The sequence below is a fragment of the Paraburkholderia sp. CNPSo 3274 genome, assembly GCF_024206475.1.
GTDB lineage: Bacteria > Pseudomonadota > Gammaproteobacteria > Burkholderiales > Burkholderiaceae > Paraburkholderia.
The window spans coordinates 1-15848 of the sequence record NZ_JAMBPR010000024.1 but is presented as its reverse complement, the minus strand read 5'-3'; the positions used below and the strand labels follow the sequence as shown (position 1 = coordinate 15848).

Sequence of the window (15848 nt, the reverse complement as noted above, 5' to 3'; positions counted from 1 at the left end):
GGCACGACGCCGTTTGCACACGGGCACAGCCCGAACGCTCAACCCGTGTTGCGCAACCCCGCCGCAATCCCGTTGATCGTCAGATGAATACCGCGCCGCACGCGCGGGCTCGGATCGCCGGCGCGATAGCGCTTGATTAGTTCCACCTGCAAGTGATTCAAAGGATCCAGATACGGGAAGCGGTTCTTGATCGAACGCGCGAGCAGCGGGTTATCGGCGAGCCGTTCAGCGGCGCCCGTGATCTCGCCGAGCACCTTCGTCGTGCGCTCCCATTCGGCCACGATGCGTTCGAACACGAGCTTGCGCAGCTTCTTGTCCGCGACGAGTTGCGCGTAGCGCGAGGCCACCGCGAGGTCGGTCTTCGCGAGCGTCATGTCCATGTTCGAGAGCAGGTTCGAGAAGAACGGCCAGGTCTTGTACATCTTCTTGAACATCGCCAGACGGCGCGTGCGCTCGGCGTCGCTGCCCGCATCGTCGAGATACGAAGCCACCGCGCTGCCGAAGCCGTACCAGCCCGTGAGCAGCAAGCGGCACTGGCCCCACGAGAAGCCCCAGGGAATCGCGCGCAGATCGTCGATCTTGCGGTTCTTCGGGTCTTGCAGCTTGCGCGAGGCCGGGCGGCTGCCGATATTCAGTTCCGCGATTTCCGTGATCGGCGTGGAGGCGAAGAAGTAGTCGGTGAAGCCAGGCGTCTCGTAGACGAGCGAGCGGTACGCAGCCATCGCAGCGTCGGAGAGCGTTTGCATCGTCTCTTCGAATGCGGGCAGTTGATCGGGGGCGCTGCTTGCCCCGCCCATCGGCAGCAGCGTCGCTTCGAGCGTCGCGGCGATTACCGTTTCGAGGTTGCGGCGGCCGATCTCCGGATTGCCGAACTTGCTCGCGATGACTTCGCCCTGCTCGGTCAGGCGGATCTGTCCTTCCACCGTGCCCGGCGGCTGCGAGAGGATCGCGTTGTAGGTCGGGCCGCCTCCGCGGCCCACCGTGCCGCCGCGGCCGTGGAACAGACGCAGCGTGATGCCGCGCTGCTTGTACAGCGCGACGAGCGCCAGCTCCGCGCGGTACAGCTCCCAGTTCGAGGTGAGGAAGCCGCCGTCCTTGTTGCTGTCCGAGTAGCCGAGCATGATTTCCTGCTCGTTGCCCTGGTTCTCGACAATGCCGTCGATGCCCGGCAGCGCGAGCAGGTCGCGCATGATGCCCGGCGCGTGGCGCAAGTCGGGAATCGTCTCGAAGAGCGGGATCACCATCAGCGCAGCCTTCGCGGGGTCTTCCGCGTGGCCGAGGCGCCCGCTCATGAGGCCGGTTTCCTTCTGCAGCAGCATCACTTCGAGCAGGTCGGAAACTGTTTCGGTGTGCGAGATGATGTAGTTGCGCACCGCGCGCGCGCCGAACTTCTCGCGTGTCACGCGCGCCATTTCCAGCACGCCCAGCTCGCTCTTCACGAGGTCGGAATAGTCGAGGTACGGCGAGCGCAGCGTGCGCGGATCGGCGAGCTGCGCGAGCAATACGATCTGCTTGTCTTCTTCGGAAAGCGCTGCGTAGTCGGCTTCGACACCGGCGCGCGCGAGCAGCTCCGTAATCACGGCTTCGTGGATGTCCGAACTCTGGCGCAGATCGATCGACGCGAGATGGAAGCCGAACACGTCGACGGCGCGCATGAGCGGTGCAAGGCGCGTGGTTGCGAGCGACGCGCCGTGATGCTCGGCGAGCGACTCCATCAGGATATGCAGGTCGCGCGCGAACTCGTCTGCGTCGGCATAGGGCTTGGCGCGCACGGGCGCGGCGTTGCGGCCGGCGCTGCGCACGGCCACCACGCCTTCGCCCAGGCGCACGCGCGCGCTTGCGGCGAGGCGCGTATACACGCCGATCAGCGCGCGGCGATACGGCTCGTCCACGCGGTGCGGCGACTGGTCGGGCGAGGCTTCGGCCAGCGCCTTCAGTTCAACGCTCGCGCCCGCAAGCAGGTTCGATACCGAAAGCTCGGCGCCCAGACGGTGCACTTCGTCGAGGTAGTGCTGCAGGATCACCTGCGCCTGGCGCTCGCTCGCTTCTTCGAGCGTGGCGGCGGAGACGTTCGGGTTGCCGTCGCGGTCGCCGCCAATCCAGCTGCCCATCTGGAGGAACGCGGGCAGGCGCGCCGAGAGGCCGTGTTCCTTCAACTGCGTTTCGATCTCGCTGTAGAGCGCCGGGATCTCGGTGAGGAAGGTCGTGTGGTAATACGAAAGCGCGTTTTCGATTTCGTCGCCCACGGTCAGGCGCGAGTCGCGCAGCATGCGCGTTTGCCAGAGCGAGGTCACGCGCGCGCGCAAGAGCGACTCGTTGTGCTCGAGCTCGCGATGCGTGAGCGGCTGGTCGCGTTCGGCGAGCAGGCGCGCAATGTCGTGCTGCGAATCGAGCGTGCTCTTGCGCTGCACTTCCGTGGGGTGCGCGGTGAGCACGGGGACGATCAGCGCGTCGTTGAAGAACTGCTGGAGCACCGGCGTCGCGGCCGCACCCGCAAGCGCCAGACGTTCGAGCGAATGCGCGATGGTGCCCGCCTGCGGCGCGGAGCCCGCGAGGTCGTGAATGCGGCGGCGGCGGTTGCGGTGGCGATCTTCAGCGATGTTCGCGAGATGCGAGAAGTAGCTGAACGCGCGCACGACGCTCACAGTCTGCTCGGGCGAGAGCGCGCGCAGTTGCTTTTCCAGTGCGAGCGCGTCGGCGTTGTCGTCTTCGCGGCGAAAGCGCACGGCGGTCTGACGAATGCTTTCCACGACGTCGAACACGGCGTCGCCTTCCTGCTCGCGCAGCACTTCGCCGAGCAGGCGGCCCAGGTACCGGATGTCTTCGAAGAGCGGCTGGTCCTTGTCGTCGCGCGCGCGGCCATTGCGCGAAGCGCCGGCGAGCGCTTTCGGAGCCTTCGCCGCCTGCGTGGCCTTCGTCACTTTCGCGGCCTTCGGCGTCTTCGCCGCCTTTGCTGCCTTGACAGCCTCGGCGGCGTGTTTGGTCTGGGCCGCCGGTTTGGTCGTCGTGGATTTCGTGGTCTTCGCGGTCTTCGTCGTTTTCGCCGGTTTCGTGGACGGCGTGGCCGATGCGGCCTTCGAAGTTGCGTTCTGCGATGCGTTGTTGCGGCGCTCTGCGCGCGCCGAGCCTGAAGACTTCACGATGTTTTCCTTGAGGCTTGCCAGGATATGGGCAGGTTAGTCGGAGAACTGCCAACTGCATGGCCGCGACGCGTGCCGGGCCGTCTACTGCGGGTGCAACCTGGAGAGGGTGGAAGGTGCCACCCTGTGCGAGCCGTGCGGACAGTGCAGAGGCGGCGCGGGTCGCCAATGGCGGCGCGCCGGGAGCAGGCCTTGCTGGAGAGTGCGCCGCTGCGAAGGCGCGCGCAAGCCGAAGCGGCGCCGCGGCGATGGCCGGGGCCGCACACGTGCCCGACGCGCGCCAGTCACGCGGCCTCTTCGGGCCGCCGTGCGCATGACGTATCGCCAGTGGCCGGGCTCGCAGCGCATTGCGTACCGAATTGCCTACGATGGGTACAGTAGGCGCTGCTACAACGCCAGAGTCTCTTCCTTGCCGCCGCCCGCGCCTTGTCAGCCTGTCCCTGCGGGGAGGCGGTAAAAAGGGCGCGTGCTAACATTGCCTGTTATCCGATCCTGCTTTTCATCCCGTCATTCGATGTACTTGCCATGAACTCCGAGACGTTATCCGCGCCCATGCCCCGCACCCTGGTGATCGCTTCGCGGGAGAGCCGCCTCGCGATGTGGCAGGCAGAGCATGTGCAAGCTGCGCTGCACAAATTATATCCAGCCTGCGACGTGAAAATTGTTGGAATGACGACACGCGGCGATCAAATTCTCGACCGCACGCTCTCGAAGGTGGGCGGCAAGGGTCTGTTCGTGAAGGAACTGGAGCAGGCGCTGGCCGAGGGCCGTGCCGATCTCGCCGTGCACTCGCTCAAGGACGTGCCGATGGAGCTGCCCGAAGGCTTCACGCTCGCGGCCATCATGGAGCGCGAGGATCCGCGCGACGCATTCGTCTCCAACGACTACGACTCGCTCGCCGCGTTGCCGGCGGGCAGCGTAGTGGGCACGTCCAGCCTGCGCCGCGAGTCGATGATCCGCGCGCGCTATCCGTATCTCGACGTGAAGCCGTTGCGTGGCAATCTCGACACGCGCCTCGCCAAGCTCGACCGCGGCGATTATGCGGCCATCATTCTCGCGGCCGCGGGCTTGAAGCGCCTTGGCCTCGGCGCGCGTATCCGCGCGCTCATCGAGCCTAAGGACAGCCTGCCGGCGGCGGGCCAGGGCGCGCTCGGCATCGAAATCCGCGCCGATCGCGCCGATATCGCCGCGTGGCTCGCGCCGCTGCACGACGACGCCACCGCGAAGGCCGTCGAAGCCGAGCGCATGGTTTCGCGCGCGCTGGGCGGCAGCTGCACAGTGCCGCTCGCGGCCTACGCGCAGTGGCACGACGGCAAGCTTGCGCTGCGCGGCACGATCGCCACGCCCGACGCGAGCCGCGTGCTCGCCGCGCAGGAGTCCACCGCGGCGTCCACGGTCGACGATGCCGTAGCGCTAGGCCGTCGCGTTGCCGACGACCTCATCGCCCAGGGCGCGCTCGAGATCGTGCGCGCACTTGCGGACGCGGCCCAGGCCGCCGATGGTCCGAATGCGGCGCCCGCAAAGGGCGCCACCACGATTAACCCAACCGGCGCGGGCGAAGGCCCGGCCTCCAGATGATGGCCGGCCCCTGGCAACCGCGCGGCAACGCCGGCCAGCCCGACGAGTGGGGCGGCCCGGGCGACGCCTCCGCAGGCGCGAAACGCGCGTCACCGGCAGGCGGCAACGCTGGCGGCACGCCATTCACCGTCGTCATTACCCGGCCGGCCGGTCAGTCGGATGGTCTCGCCGGGCAACTCGCGCAGCACGGCATGCGCACGCTCGACTTCCCGCTCATCGCGATTGCGCCCGTGACCGACGAAGCGCCGCTGCGCGCCGCGCTCGGTGCGCTGGAGCGCTATGCGCTCGTCGTGTTCGTTTCGCCGAACGCCGTCGATCGCGCGTTCGCGTGCTATGCCTCGGTGTCCTCGATCTGGCCGCCCGCGTTGCCCGTGGCCGTGGTCGGCCCGGCGAGCGTCGCCGCGCTCGAGCGGCACGGCGTGGCGGCACCCGAGCATCGTGTGGTGAGTCCTTCGGGCGCGGGGGAGGAAGAGCCCGCGCGCTTCGATTCGGAGTCGCTTTACGCGGCGCTCGAAAAGACCTTCGGCGTGGACGCCTTTGCGGGCAAGCGCGTCCTGATCGTGCGCGGCGACGGCGGCCGCGAGTGGCTCGCCGAGCGTCTGCGCGAAGCGGGCGCCGAGGTGGAGACCGTGGCGGCCTATCGCCGCGTCGTGCCCGAGCCGCCCATCGCCGTCTGGACACAGGTGCACGCGCTCCTCGAAGGCGCGCCGCACGCGTGGCTCGTCACGAGCTCCGAGGGCGTGCGCAACCTCGACGAACTCGCGCGCGAGCACCTCACGGCGGGCGAGATCGCCGAGCTGCATCACGCGCCGCTCGTCGCGCCCCACCCGCGGATCGCCGAGACGGCGCGCTCAATGGGTTTTGATAGGATTACGGTGTCCGGCGCGGGCGACGAACGCATCGTCGAGACGCTGCTAGGCCTCGCTTCTTCCGTTGTTCAACCGGTTCAGAACACTCCGGCCCAAGCGCCGCCCAACCCACGCATGACAGATTCGAACAACTCAACCAGCACAGCAAACCAGGGCGCCGTCACCACGGGCGCGGCGGTTTCCAGCAGCGCGCCGGCTTCGGGCAGCGCGTCGGCGCGGCCTTCGTATGCGTCGTCGGGCGCGGGGTCTTCCGCGCCGCTGACCCCGCCGCCGGGCTCGGGCAACGGGCGTCGCGGCGCAGGCTCGGCGCTGCTGTGGCTCGTCGTGGTGCTGGTCGCGGCGGGCTCGGGCGCGGGCGGCTATCTTCTCAATCGCAAGGTCGACAACCTCGGCATGCAGGCCATTCAACGCCAGCAGGCAAGCGAGCAGCAGACCGCCGCGCTGCGCGCGCGCGCCGACCAGGTCGCGGCAGGCTCGCAGCAGATCGACAAGCAGATCGCCCAGCTCGAAGGCAAGATCGCCGACGCGCAGAATTCGCAGCAGGCGCTCGCGCAGCAATACGCCGATCTTTCGAAGAGCCGCGACGACTGGACGCTCGCCGAAGTCGGCCAGATGCTGTCGAGCGCGAGCGAACAGCTCCAGCTCACGGGCAACACGCAGCTCGCGCTCTTCGCGCTGCAAAGCGCCGACACGCGCCTCGCCGCCTCGGACAACGCGCAGGCCATCGCGGTGCGCAAGGCGATCGCGCAGGACATCGACAAGCTCAAGGCCGCGCCGTCCACGGACCTCACAGGTCTCGCCATCAAGCTCGACACCGCGCTTGGCCAGATCGACGCGCTGCCGCTTTCGGGTGAGGCGCTCGTCGCGCATACGAAGCCGGAGGCTGCGCAGCCCGCCGATATCGCTCAGGTTGCCGCCGCGACCAACCAGCCGAAATGGAAGGTATGGATCGACACGTTCGTCGACGGCGTGGGCAAGCAGATCACGAGCCTCGTGCAGGTGCGCCGCATCGACAACGCGGACGCCATGCTGGTTTCGCCCGATCAAGGCTATTTCGTGCGTCAGAACCTGAAGCTGCGTTTGCTGTCGGCGCGCCTCTCGCTACTCTCGCGCAACCAGGAAACGCTCAAGTCCGACCTCGCGGCCGCCGACGCCACGCTCGCCCGCTACTTCGACGGCGCATCGAAAGACACGCAAACCGTGCGCGAGTTGCTCAAGGAAGTGAACGAAGGCTCGGCCGCTGTCGCGCTGCCCACGCTCGACACGAGCCTGAAGGCGATCCAGCAATACCGGAGCCGGGGGTAAGACATGGCGATCCGTGGACTCCTCTGGCTCGCGCTTCTCTTCGCGATTGCCGTCGCGCTCGCAACCGTCGGGCGCTTCGACACCGGACAGGTGCTGCTCGTCTATCCGCCGTATCGCGTGGACGTCTCGCTCAACCTGTTCGTGGTCGGCATCGTGGTGGCGTTTCTGCTGCTTTACGCGATCCTGCGTTTCGCTCGCAATATCGTGACGATGCCGCGCCGTGTGGGCGCCTACCGCGCGCGCATGCGTGCCGAGAAGGCGAACTCGGCGCTGCGCGACGCCGTGGGCAATCTTTACGCGGGCCGCTTCTCGCGCGCCGAGAAAGCCGCGCGCGATTCGCTCGCCGACGCGAAGAATACGAGCGCCGCGGGCCTGATCGCCGCGACGGCCGCGCATCGTCTGCATGAATACGCGCGTCGCGACGAATGGCTCACCCAGGTCGACGACCCCGACCTCCAGGAAGCGCGCCTCATGGCGACCGCCGACATGCGCGCCGACGGCCGCGACGCCGATGGCGCGCTCGCCGCGCTCACCGAAATGCGCACGCAGGGCGGCCGCCGCATCCACGCGCAACAGATCGCGCTGCGCGCGCAGCAGCAGCTCAAGAACTGGAGCGAAGTGCTCAAGCTCGTGAAGACGCTGGAAAAGCGCGAGGCGTTGCACCCGGCCGTGGCCGTGCGCCTGCGCCAGCTCGCGGCGGAAAATCTGCTGCGCGACCGCCGTCACAACGCCGACGCGCTGCTCGAGCTGTGGCAGTCGCTCTCGAACGTCGAGCGTCACTCGCCGCGTCTCGCCGACTGCGCCGCCGAACTGCTGATCGCGCTCGATCGCCAGGCCGATGCACGCAAGATCGTCGAGGAAGCGCTCGCGCAGAACTGGGACGCGCGCTTGCTGCGCCGCTATCCGGACACCGCGGGCAGCGACGCGCTGCCGCTCATCCAGAAGGCCGAGGCGTGGCGCAAGGAGCGCCCGGAGGACGGCGACCTGCTGTTCGCGCTGGGCCGCCTGTGCCTGAAGCAGCAACTGTGGGGCAAGGCGCAGTCGTTCCTCGAAGCCGCGCTCAAGTCCGCCGACGCGACGCATAACGAGCCCCTCAAGATCCGCTCGCATCGCGCACTCGCGCGCCTGCACGAGCAACTCGGTGATGGCGAGAAGGCGGCTTCGCACTATCGCGAAAGTGCACTGTCGATGAACGTGGTTTAAAGAAGCCCCCCACGAATCTGAAGCCGCAACGAAAACGGCCGCCTGCAAAACAGGCGGCCGTTTCTTTTTGGTGAAGCCGTAATGCGTTTAGCGGTTCACGAGCTTGGCCGGCGCCGAAAGCGCAAGCAAACCGCCCAGGATCATAAACGCCGCGAGCATGTACATGCCCGAATCGTTGGCCGAGGTGGCCTGCTTGAGCCAGCCCACCGCATACGGGCTCAGGAAGCCCGCGAGATTGCCGATCGAGTTGATGAGCGCGATGCCGGCCGCCGCGCCCGTGCCCGCGAGCCAGGACGTGGGCAGGCTCCAGAACAGCGGCAGCGTGGTGAGAATGCCCATGGTCGCGATGGTGAGCGCCGTCATGGCGAGCGTGGTGTCGTGCGCCCACGTGACCGAAAGCACGAGGCCGAGCGCGCCGATGGCGGCCGGCACGGCGATGTGCCAGCGGCGCTCGCGCGTGCGGTCGGCGCTCTTGGCCACCAGCACCATGCCGACCACGGCCGCTGCGAACGGAATCGCCGAAAGCAGGCCGATGGTGAGCGCGTCTTTCACGCCCGTCGCCTTGATGATGGTGGGCAGCCAGAAGCTCACGCCGTAGAGGCCCATCACGAACGAGAAGTAGGTGAAGCTCATCACCAGCACGCGCGCGCTCGTGAGCACGGTCATGAGCGGCGGGTCTTCCTTGGTGGCGTCCTCGAGTGCGATGTTGCGTTCGAGCAGCGCGCGCTCTTCTTCCGTGAGCCACTTCGCTCGGCCGATGCGGTCGTCGAGCACGAAGAACACCAGCACGCCGACGATCACCGAAGGCAGCCCTTCGAGCAGGAAAAGCCACTGCCAGCCTTGCCAGCCGTTCGCCCCGTCGAAGGACTTGAGAATCCAGCCCGACACCGGGCCGCCGATCACGCCCGAGAGCGCGATGGCCGTCATGAACCACGTGGTCATGCGCCCGCGGCGGTGCGCCGGATACCAGTAGGTGAGATAGAGGATGATGCCGGGGAAGAAGCCCGCCTCGCACAGGCCGAGCAGAAAGCGCATCACGTAGAACATGGTCGGCGTGGTGACGAACATCGTCAGGATGGAGACGAGGCCCCACGTGACCATGATGCGCGCGATCCACACGCGCGCGCCCACGCGATGCAGGATGATATTGCTTGGCACTTCGAACAGAAAGTAGCCGACGAAGAAAATGCCTGCGCCGAAGCCATAAACCGCATCGGAGAGATTGAGCGCCGAACTCATCTGCAGCTTGGCGAAGCCCACGTTGACGCGGTCCAGATACGCGACCACGTAACACAGCATGAGGAGCGGAATGAGGCGCCACGCGACTTTGCGATACGTGGCTTCTTCGAAGGCGGAGGGCGGGGCGTCCGCTCCCGCTTGCGGCAGATGATTCGCTGGACTAGCCATGGTGTCTCCTAAGCGATCTTGCTCGTTGGCGTGTTTGTTGTATTGCCGCCTTGATATGGCGGGTATTCGACGCGAAAGCACGATCATTCTATACGCGCCGCCGTGGCGCGACGGCGCGTCAATGTCGGGGAAAACACCGATCGGTCAGCGACCTGGCGCAGCGAGACCCAGCTACACGCAGCGCCCGCCATCCACTTCGATGCAGGTGCCGGTGATGAACGCCGCCTCATCCGAGGCGAGATAGAGACACGCATTGGCCACGTCCTGCGGCGTGGAAAAGCGCCCGAGTGGAATGGTCGCGATGAAGCGCTGGCGGTTCTCGGGCGTGTCGGGCACGCCCATGAACTCCGCCGTGAGCCCCGTATCGCCGATCACCGGATTCACGCAGTTCACGCGGATCTGGTCGGGGCCCAGCTCGGCGGCGAGCGCTTTGCTGGCCACGATCATCGCGCCCTTGCTGCCGTTGTACCAGACGAGCCCAGGCCGGGGCCGGATGCCGGCCGTCGATGCGATATTGACGAACGCGCCGCCGCCGCGCTCGCGAAAATGCGGCACGAACGCGCGCACGCTCCAGTAGAGGCCCTTCACATTGACGGCGTACACGCGGTCGAACTCCGCTTCGCTCACTTCGAGCACGGGCTTGTTGCGATGCGTGGTGCCCGCGTTGTTGACGACGATCTGCACGCTGCCGAAGTCGTCGATTGCCGCTTCGCGCAGCGCCTGCCAGTCGGCTTCGCGCGTGATGTCGCCTTGCACGGCGATGGCCTTGCCGCCCGCGAGCGCGATCTCGCTCGCCACGCGCTCGGCGGCGTCACCGTTCAGATCGTTGATGACGACGTTCGCGCCTTCGCGCGCATAGGTCCTGGCGATCCCTTCGCCGAAGCCCGAGCCGCCGCCGGTCACGACGGCCGTCTTGCCTTTGAGTCGCATGGTGTCTCCGTTTATGTTTATCGACATGATTCAGCCGTGCCGAATCGCGATGGTCTTGAGCACCGTGAAGCCATAGAGCGCCTCGAAGCCTTTTTCGCGTCCGTGCCCGGAATGCCGCGTGCCGCCGAACGGCAATTCGACGCCGCCGCCCGCGCCGTAGTTGTTGACGAACACCTGGCCCGCGCGCACGCGCCGGGCGAGACGCATCTGGCGCGCGCCGTCGCGCGTCCAGATGCCGGCGACCAGGCCATAAGGCGTGCCGTTGGCGAGCGCGAGTGCTTCTTCCTCGCTCTCGAAGGGCATGGCCGCGAGCACCGGGCCGAACACTTCCTCCTGAGCGAGGCGGCTTTGCGGCGGCACGTCGCGCAGGAGCGTCGGGACTTCGTAGAAGCCGCCGCTGGGCGTATCGGCTTCGAGCCTGCCGCTCGCCACCGTGGCGATGCGGTTCGCGGCCGCTTCGTCGAGAAAGCCGCGCACGCGCTGGCGCTGCTTCTCGTTGATGAGGGGCCCGCAGTCGAGATCGGCAATGGCCGGGCCCACGCGCAACTTGCCAAACGAAGCGGCGAGCCGTTCGATGAGCGGTTCGTAGGCGCTGCGCTCGATCAGCACGCGGCTGCCCGCCGAACAGGTCTGCCCCGCGTTCTGCACGATCGCGGCGACGAGCACGGGCAGCGCGGCGTCGAAGTCGGCATCGGCGAAGACGATTTGCGGCGATTTGCCGCCCAGTTCGAGCGTGACGGGCACGTGGTGTTCGGCGGCCATCTGCGCGACGAGCTTGCCCGTTTGCGGCGAGCCCGTGAACGAGATGTGGTCGATGCCGGGATGCGCGCAGAGCGCTGCGCCCGCCTCATGTCCAAGCCCGGTGACGATGTTGAGCGCACCGGCGGGCAGACCGGCTTCGCGCGCCAGTTCGGCCACGCGCAGCAGCGACACGCAGGCGTCCTCGGCGGGCTTCACCACGCACGCGTTGCCGGTGGCGAGCGCCGCACCCACGCTGCGGCCGAAGATCTGCATGGGGTAGTTCCAGGGCACGATGTGGCCCGTCACCCCGTGCGGCTCGCGCACCGTGAGCACCGTGTAACCGGCCTGGTAGGGCAGCGTTTCGCCGTGCAGCTTGTCGGCGGCGCCTGCGTAGAACTCGAAATAGCGCGCGAGCGCGGCGGCGTCGGCGCGCGCCTGTTTGAGCGGCTTGCCGGTGTCGCGCGCTTCGAGTTGCGCGAGTGCTTCCTTGTGCTGGCCGACCAGGCCCGAGAGCGCGAACAGCAGTCGCCCGCGCTCAGAAGCGCTCAGTGCGCCCCAGGCGCCCTTGAAGGCTTTGCGTGCGGCCGTGACGGCCGAGTCGATGTCGGTTGCATTGCCGCGTGCAAGCTGCGCGAAGGGCTCGCCGGTGGAGGGATCGATCGCGGCGAGCGTCTCGCCGCTGGCGGGCGATTGCCATTCGCCGCCGATGAAGTGCTTCGCTTCTTCCATGCATGCGCCTCGTAAATGGGGGTGAAACGAGGGAGGGAAACGCAAAACGGGAAACGTCGCCGAAGCGTGCCGCGGATCGCCCGATGGAGGGCCGCGCCGGCAGGTCGATTATCGCGCCAATCGCGGGCGCTACGCGCAGGAATTCAGCAGGCGCTTCATCTGCGTGCGGGAAAGCCCTGGGCCGAACCGCCGGCCGCCCTGGCCGATTGGCTATAATGGCGTCCATCCTCCAACGTCCGCGACGTTCGGTTCCGCGCCGTTTTTCCGCGCGAGCCGTCGATTTTTTCCCTTCTCAACAGAGAGCGCTCATGAGCTTTGCAAATGTCCCCGCCGGCAAGGATCTGCCGCAAGACTTCAACGTGATCATCGAGATTCCCGCGCAAAGCGATCCGGTGAAATACGAAGCCGACAAGGACCTGGGCCTGCTCGTCGTCGACCGTTTCGTCGGCACGGGCATGCGCTATCCGGTGAACTATGGCTTCATTCCGCAGACGCTCTCCGGCGACGGCGACCCGGTCGACGTGCTCGTGATCACGCCGTTCCCGCTGCTGGCAGGCTCCGTTGTGCGCTCGCGCGCGCTCGGCATGCTGCAGATGACCGACGAGTCGGGCGTCGACGCGAAGCTGATCGCGGTCCCGCACGACAAGGTCTGCCCGATGACGGCCAACCTCAAGTCGCTCGACGACGTGCCCGAGTACCTGAAGGACCAGATCAAGCACTTCTTCGAGAACTACAAGGCGCTCGAAAAGGGCAAGTGGGTCAAGGTCGAAGGTTGGGTCGGCATCGAAGCCGCCCACAAGGAAATCACGGACGGCGTGGCGAACTTCAAGAAGTAAATCGCGCGCTTCTGGTTTGATTGAAAACCGCACGGGCTTGCGAGGGCCGTGCGGTTTTTTCATGGGCGCCTGATTAACCCACTTCGGCTACGTCGCGCAGTTCGGGTCCGCGCAGGATGCCGAGGCGCGCGGGCCTGCCTACGGCGTAGCCCTGTGCGTAGTCCACGCCCATCGCGATCATCCAGTCCACGATGGCGGCGTCCTCCACGCACTCGGCGATCGTCAGCTTGCCCGCTGCGTGCGCGACCTGGTTGATCGAACGCACGATGGCCTGGTCCAGCGGACTGTCGATGATGCCGCGTATGAAGCTGCCGTCGATCTTCAGATAATCGACGTGCAGATGCTTGAGGTAGTTGAACGACGACATGCCCGCGCCGAAGTCGTCGAGCGCGAAGCGGCAGCCCTGCGCGCGCAGGCGTTCGATGAGGGTGATCGCCTCGTTCAGGTTCGTGATCGCGGCGGTTTCGGTGATCTCGAAGCACACGCGCTCGAACGGGATCGACCAGATGCGCTGCTGCTCCTCGATATAGTCGGCGAGCTGCTCGTCGCCGAGCGAGGCGCCCGAGAGGTTGATCGACCAGGTGCCGTAATCGTGCGTGCCTTCGGCAATCATCGCGAATGCGCTCGCGATCACCCAGCGGTCGATGGCCGGCATGAGGTCGAAGCGCTCGGCCGCGCCGATGAACGCGGAAGGCTCGACGAGCGCGCCCGAGTCGGACTGCATGCGCAACAACAGTTCGACGTGCGTGTCGTCGGCTGGCGACGCCTGTGCGAGCGAGAGAATCGTCTGGCCGAAGAGGCAGAACTGGCCGTTCTCGAGTGCCGCCTTGATGTCGGAGACCCACGCCATCTGCGCGTGCGTTTGCGAGAGTTCCTCGTCGTCATAGCGAAAGCGATGCACGCGGTTGCGGCCTTTCTTCTTCGCCATGTAGCACGCCACGTCCGCGGCCTTCATCACCTCCTTCACGGAAACGAGACACGCTGCGTCGCCGACCAGCCCGATACTCACGCTCGTCTGCACGATGCGCCCGGCGCCCGTGAAGCGGATCGCGGCAATGCCCGCGCGCAGGTTCTCCGCGAGCAGCGATGCGTGCGCCGCCGTGCAATGCGGCAGCACGACGCCGAATTCGTCGCCGCCCAGGCGCGCAATGATGTCGTCGCCGCGCAATTCGCTCTTGAGCACGCGGCAGACCTGGCGGATCAGCTCGTCGCCGGTCGAGTGGCCGCAGGTGTCGTTGACGACCTTGAACTGGTCGAGGTCGAGAAACATGACCGCGTGACCAGGCTGTCCGGGCGGTGCGCTCGTGCTGTCGTCGAGCAACGCGGCCAGGCGCCGCTCGAACTCGCGGCGGTTGTAGATGTCGGTGAGCTCGTCGTGGGTCGCCTGGTAGGCGAGGCGGGCGGCATGCTCGCGCAGTGCGCTCACATCGTAGAGCACGATGACGGTGCCGATCACGCGGCGTTGCGCGTCGCGCAGCTTCGACACCGAGTAGTCGACCGCGAGACGCGAGCCGTTCGGGCGCAGCACGTGGAGACTCGCGCCGCCTGCGTTGCCCGTCACCTGTGAATTCATCAGGATGTCGAAGCGCTGCGGTTCGTGCGCGTCGTTGCGCAGGTCGCAGATCGTATCGAACGGTTGCGCGAGCATCTCGGCGGCCGCGCGGCCGAGCATCCGTTCGGCCACGGCGTTGCAGTAGGTCACGCACGCGTGTTCGTCGGTGCGGATCACGGCTTCGCCGATCGAGGCCAGTGTGACCTCCGCCAGTTCGCGTTCGGTATAGGCCTTCGCTTCGGCCGTCCTCAGCTCGGAAATGTCGAACAGGCAACCGACCATGCGCACGGCGCGCCCGCGCGCGTCGCGTACCGCCTGGCCGCGCGCGCGGCACCAGCAGTAGCTGCCCGCGAGCGTGCGCAGACGAAACTCCACATCGAAAGTCGTAGCGCGCGCAAGGTGTTGGCGCAGCGCGTGGCGCACGAGCGTGAGGTCTTCCGGGTGGACGAGCTGGGTGAGGCCCGTGTCGCTTTCGAAGCGCGTGCCCACGTCGTAGCCGAGCTGCTCGTAGAGCCAGTTCGAGAAGTAGCATTGCCGGCTGCCGACCTCCCAGTCCCAGAGTCCGGCGTTGATGCCTTCAAAGCCTAGCGTGAGGCGCTCCTCGTTCTTGCGCACTTCGGCTTCCAGGCGGTCGCTGCGCGCGAGCGCGCGGCGGATGAATTGCGAGAACACGCCGAGCAGCACGATCGCGGAGGCGGCGAGCGCGAGCGTGAGGAGCGAGCGCGTGGCGCGCGCTGCGTCGTCGAGCGAACGGGAGAAACCGCTTTCGATGGGCGCGAGCCTGCTGTCGATCTCGCGCAGCTCGCGCACGAGGTTCGCGGACTCCGGCGCGTGCAGTTTGCCCGCCTGCACGAGCGCGTGCAGGCGTTCGCCCGTATCGGCGAGACGCAGAATATAGTCGTCGCCGATGTCCCAGAACGCCACGGCCGGGCGCATCCACGGCGTGTTTTTGAGCGTGCGGTAGCCCCAGGTCATGCCGTCGATGTCGGCGGGCGCGATGCGGCCCAGTTCGAAACCGTGCCGGATCGCCGCGGTGTCCGGCTGCGTGCGGTTCATCTCCAGCCTGGCCGCGCGGTCTCCGAGCGGCACGGCAATGCCGGCGAGGAACGTGCGGTAGTCCGCCTCGTCGCCAGTGCGCGCGTAGCGCTCCAGCGCGTGAACCGCGTCCTTCTGGCCCTTTGACCAGCTGCTTTCCCCCGCCACATACGCAAGCAGGATCGACATAATCGCGAGACTAGCCGCGGCGATCACCGCCATCACGGCAGCGAGCAGCCATAGCGGCAGCAGGACCGCGGTCGTGCGCCGCAATCCGTGCCAACCGGGGGCAAGCCGGCTCGTCTCCGTTCTAATGGGTCTCTGCATGCTTCACCGGTTCCTTCGGCTTGCAAGGTGAAATGAGAGCGCACGCCGGGGGCTAGGACCGGCGTCTTGTGCGGAATAACGGCGAGGGCTGCGGCGGCTTTAGGCTTTAGTCGGCGCGTTCGATGAAAAGAGCAAACGCTCGTTTGGCGAGACGTTTGCTCATCCTGGCGCTTCGGTTTCCGGGGCCGTTTCCAGG

Annotated in this window: 10 protein-coding genes; 5 read left to right on the top strand and 5 right to left on the bottom strand. The window is 67.0% G+C overall.

Annotated elements, in window-relative coordinates; translation table 11 throughout:
• Nucleotides 1-38: 38 nt before the first annotated feature.
• Nucleotides 39-2921, bottom strand: coding sequence for a phosphoenolpyruvate carboxylase (gene ppc / locus M3I54_RS18050; protein WP_254338223.1), 2883 nt, complete (start codon nt 2919-2921; stop codon nt 39-41).
• Between ppc and M3I54_RS45135 the strand changes: the two genes are divergently transcribed.
• From M3I54_RS45135 to M3I54_RS18030, 4 genes are all read left to right on the top strand, one after another.
• The gene (locus M3I54_RS45135) at nt 2908-3180 is read left to right on the top strand and encodes a hypothetical protein (RefSeq protein ID WP_254338221.1); all 273 of its coding nucleotides are present in this window, start codon (nt 2908-2910) and stop codon (nt 3178-3180) included. The genes ppc and M3I54_RS45135 overlap by 14 nt on opposite strands.
• A 485-nt stretch (nt 3181-3665) precedes the next feature.
• A complete protein-coding gene (gene hemC / locus M3I54_RS18040) occupies nt 3666-4718 on the top strand; it encodes a hydroxymethylbilane synthase (protein ID WP_254338220.1) in 1053 nt (350 codons plus the stop codon).
• On the top strand, nt 4715-6892 hold the full coding sequence (hemDX, locus tag M3I54_RS18035; protein WP_254338218.1) for a fused uroporphyrinogen-III synthase HemD/membrane protein HemX: 2178 nt from the start codon (nt 4715-4717) through the stop codon (nt 6890-6892). Before hemC ends, hemDX begins: the two co-directional genes overlap by 4 nt.
• 3 nt (nt 6893-6895) lie before the next feature.
• Nucleotides 6896-8095: a heme biosynthesis protein HemY gene (locus tag M3I54_RS18030; RefSeq protein ID WP_254338215.1), complete on the top strand. Its 1200-nt coding sequence runs from the start codon at nt 6896-6898 to the stop codon at nt 8093-8095.
• An 87-nt stretch (nt 8096-8182) separates the two neighbouring features.
• Here the strand turns inward: M3I54_RS18030 and M3I54_RS18025 are convergent, their stop codons facing one another.
• The 3 genes from M3I54_RS18025 to M3I54_RS18015 all read right to left on the bottom strand — a co-directional run bounded on the left by M3I54_RS18025 (nt 8183) and on the right by M3I54_RS18015 (nt 11902).
• Nucleotides 8183-9502 carry an MFS transporter gene (locus tag M3I54_RS18025; protein ID WP_254338213.1) on the bottom strand — a complete coding sequence of 440 codons (1320 nt, stop codon included), beginning with the start codon at nt 9500-9502 and terminating at the stop codon, nt 8183-8185.
• A gap of 171 nt (nt 9503-9673) precedes the next feature.
• Entirely contained in the window at nt 9674-10432 is a 759-nt protein-coding gene (locus tag M3I54_RS18020; protein WP_254338211.1) for an SDR family oxidoreductase, read from the bottom strand.
• Nucleotides 10433-10462: 30 nt separating this feature from the next.
• Nucleotides 10463-11902, bottom strand: a complete 1440-nt coding sequence (locus M3I54_RS18015) for an aldehyde dehydrogenase family protein (RefSeq protein WP_254338209.1) — start codon at nt 11900-11902, stop codon at nt 10463-10465.
• A gap of 308 nt (nt 11903-12210) precedes the next feature.
• Between M3I54_RS18015 and ppa the strand changes: the two genes are divergently transcribed.
• Nucleotides 12211-12738 carry an inorganic diphosphatase gene (gene ppa / locus M3I54_RS18010; RefSeq protein ID WP_069265419.1) on the top strand — a complete coding sequence of 176 codons (528 nt, stop codon included), beginning with the start codon at nt 12211-12213 and terminating at the stop codon, nt 12736-12738.
• A 73-nt stretch (nt 12739-12811) separates the two neighbouring features.
• Here the strand turns inward: ppa and M3I54_RS18005 are convergent, their stop codons facing one another.
• A complete protein-coding gene (locus M3I54_RS18005; protein ID WP_254338207.1) occupies nt 12812-15652 on the bottom strand; it encodes an EAL domain-containing protein in 2841 nt (946 codons plus the stop codon).
• Nucleotides 15653-15848: the final 196 nt, after the last annotated feature.

Coding starts and splice junctions, on each gene's coding strand:
- hemDX (WP_254338218.1), top strand. CDS start 4,715: ATGATGGCCGGCCCCTGGCAACCGCGCGGCAACGCCGGCCAGCCCGAC.
- hemC (WP_254338220.1), top strand. CDS start 3,666: ATGAACTCCGAGACGTTATCCGCGCCCATGCCCCGCACCCTGGTGATC.
- M3I54_RS18005 (WP_254338207.1), bottom strand. CDS start 15,652: ATGCAGAGACCCATTAGAACGGAGACGAGCCGGCTTGCCCCCGGTTGG.
- ppa (WP_069265419.1), top strand. CDS start 12,211: ATGAGCTTTGCAAATGTCCCCGCCGGCAAGGATCTGCCGCAAGACTTC.
- M3I54_RS18015 (WP_254338209.1), bottom strand. CDS start 11,902: ATGGAAGAAGCGAAGCACTTCATCGGCGGCGAATGGCAATCGCCCGCC.
- M3I54_RS18025 (WP_254338213.1), bottom strand. CDS start 9,502: ATGGCTAGTCCAGCGAATCATCTGCCGCAAGCGGGAGCGGACGCCCCG.
- M3I54_RS18020 (WP_254338211.1), bottom strand. CDS start 10,432: ATGCGACTCAAAGGCAAGACGGCCGTCGTGACCGGCGGCGGCTCGGGC.
- M3I54_RS18030 (WP_254338215.1), top strand. CDS start 6,896: ATGGCGATCCGTGGACTCCTCTGGCTCGCGCTTCTCTTCGCGATTGCC.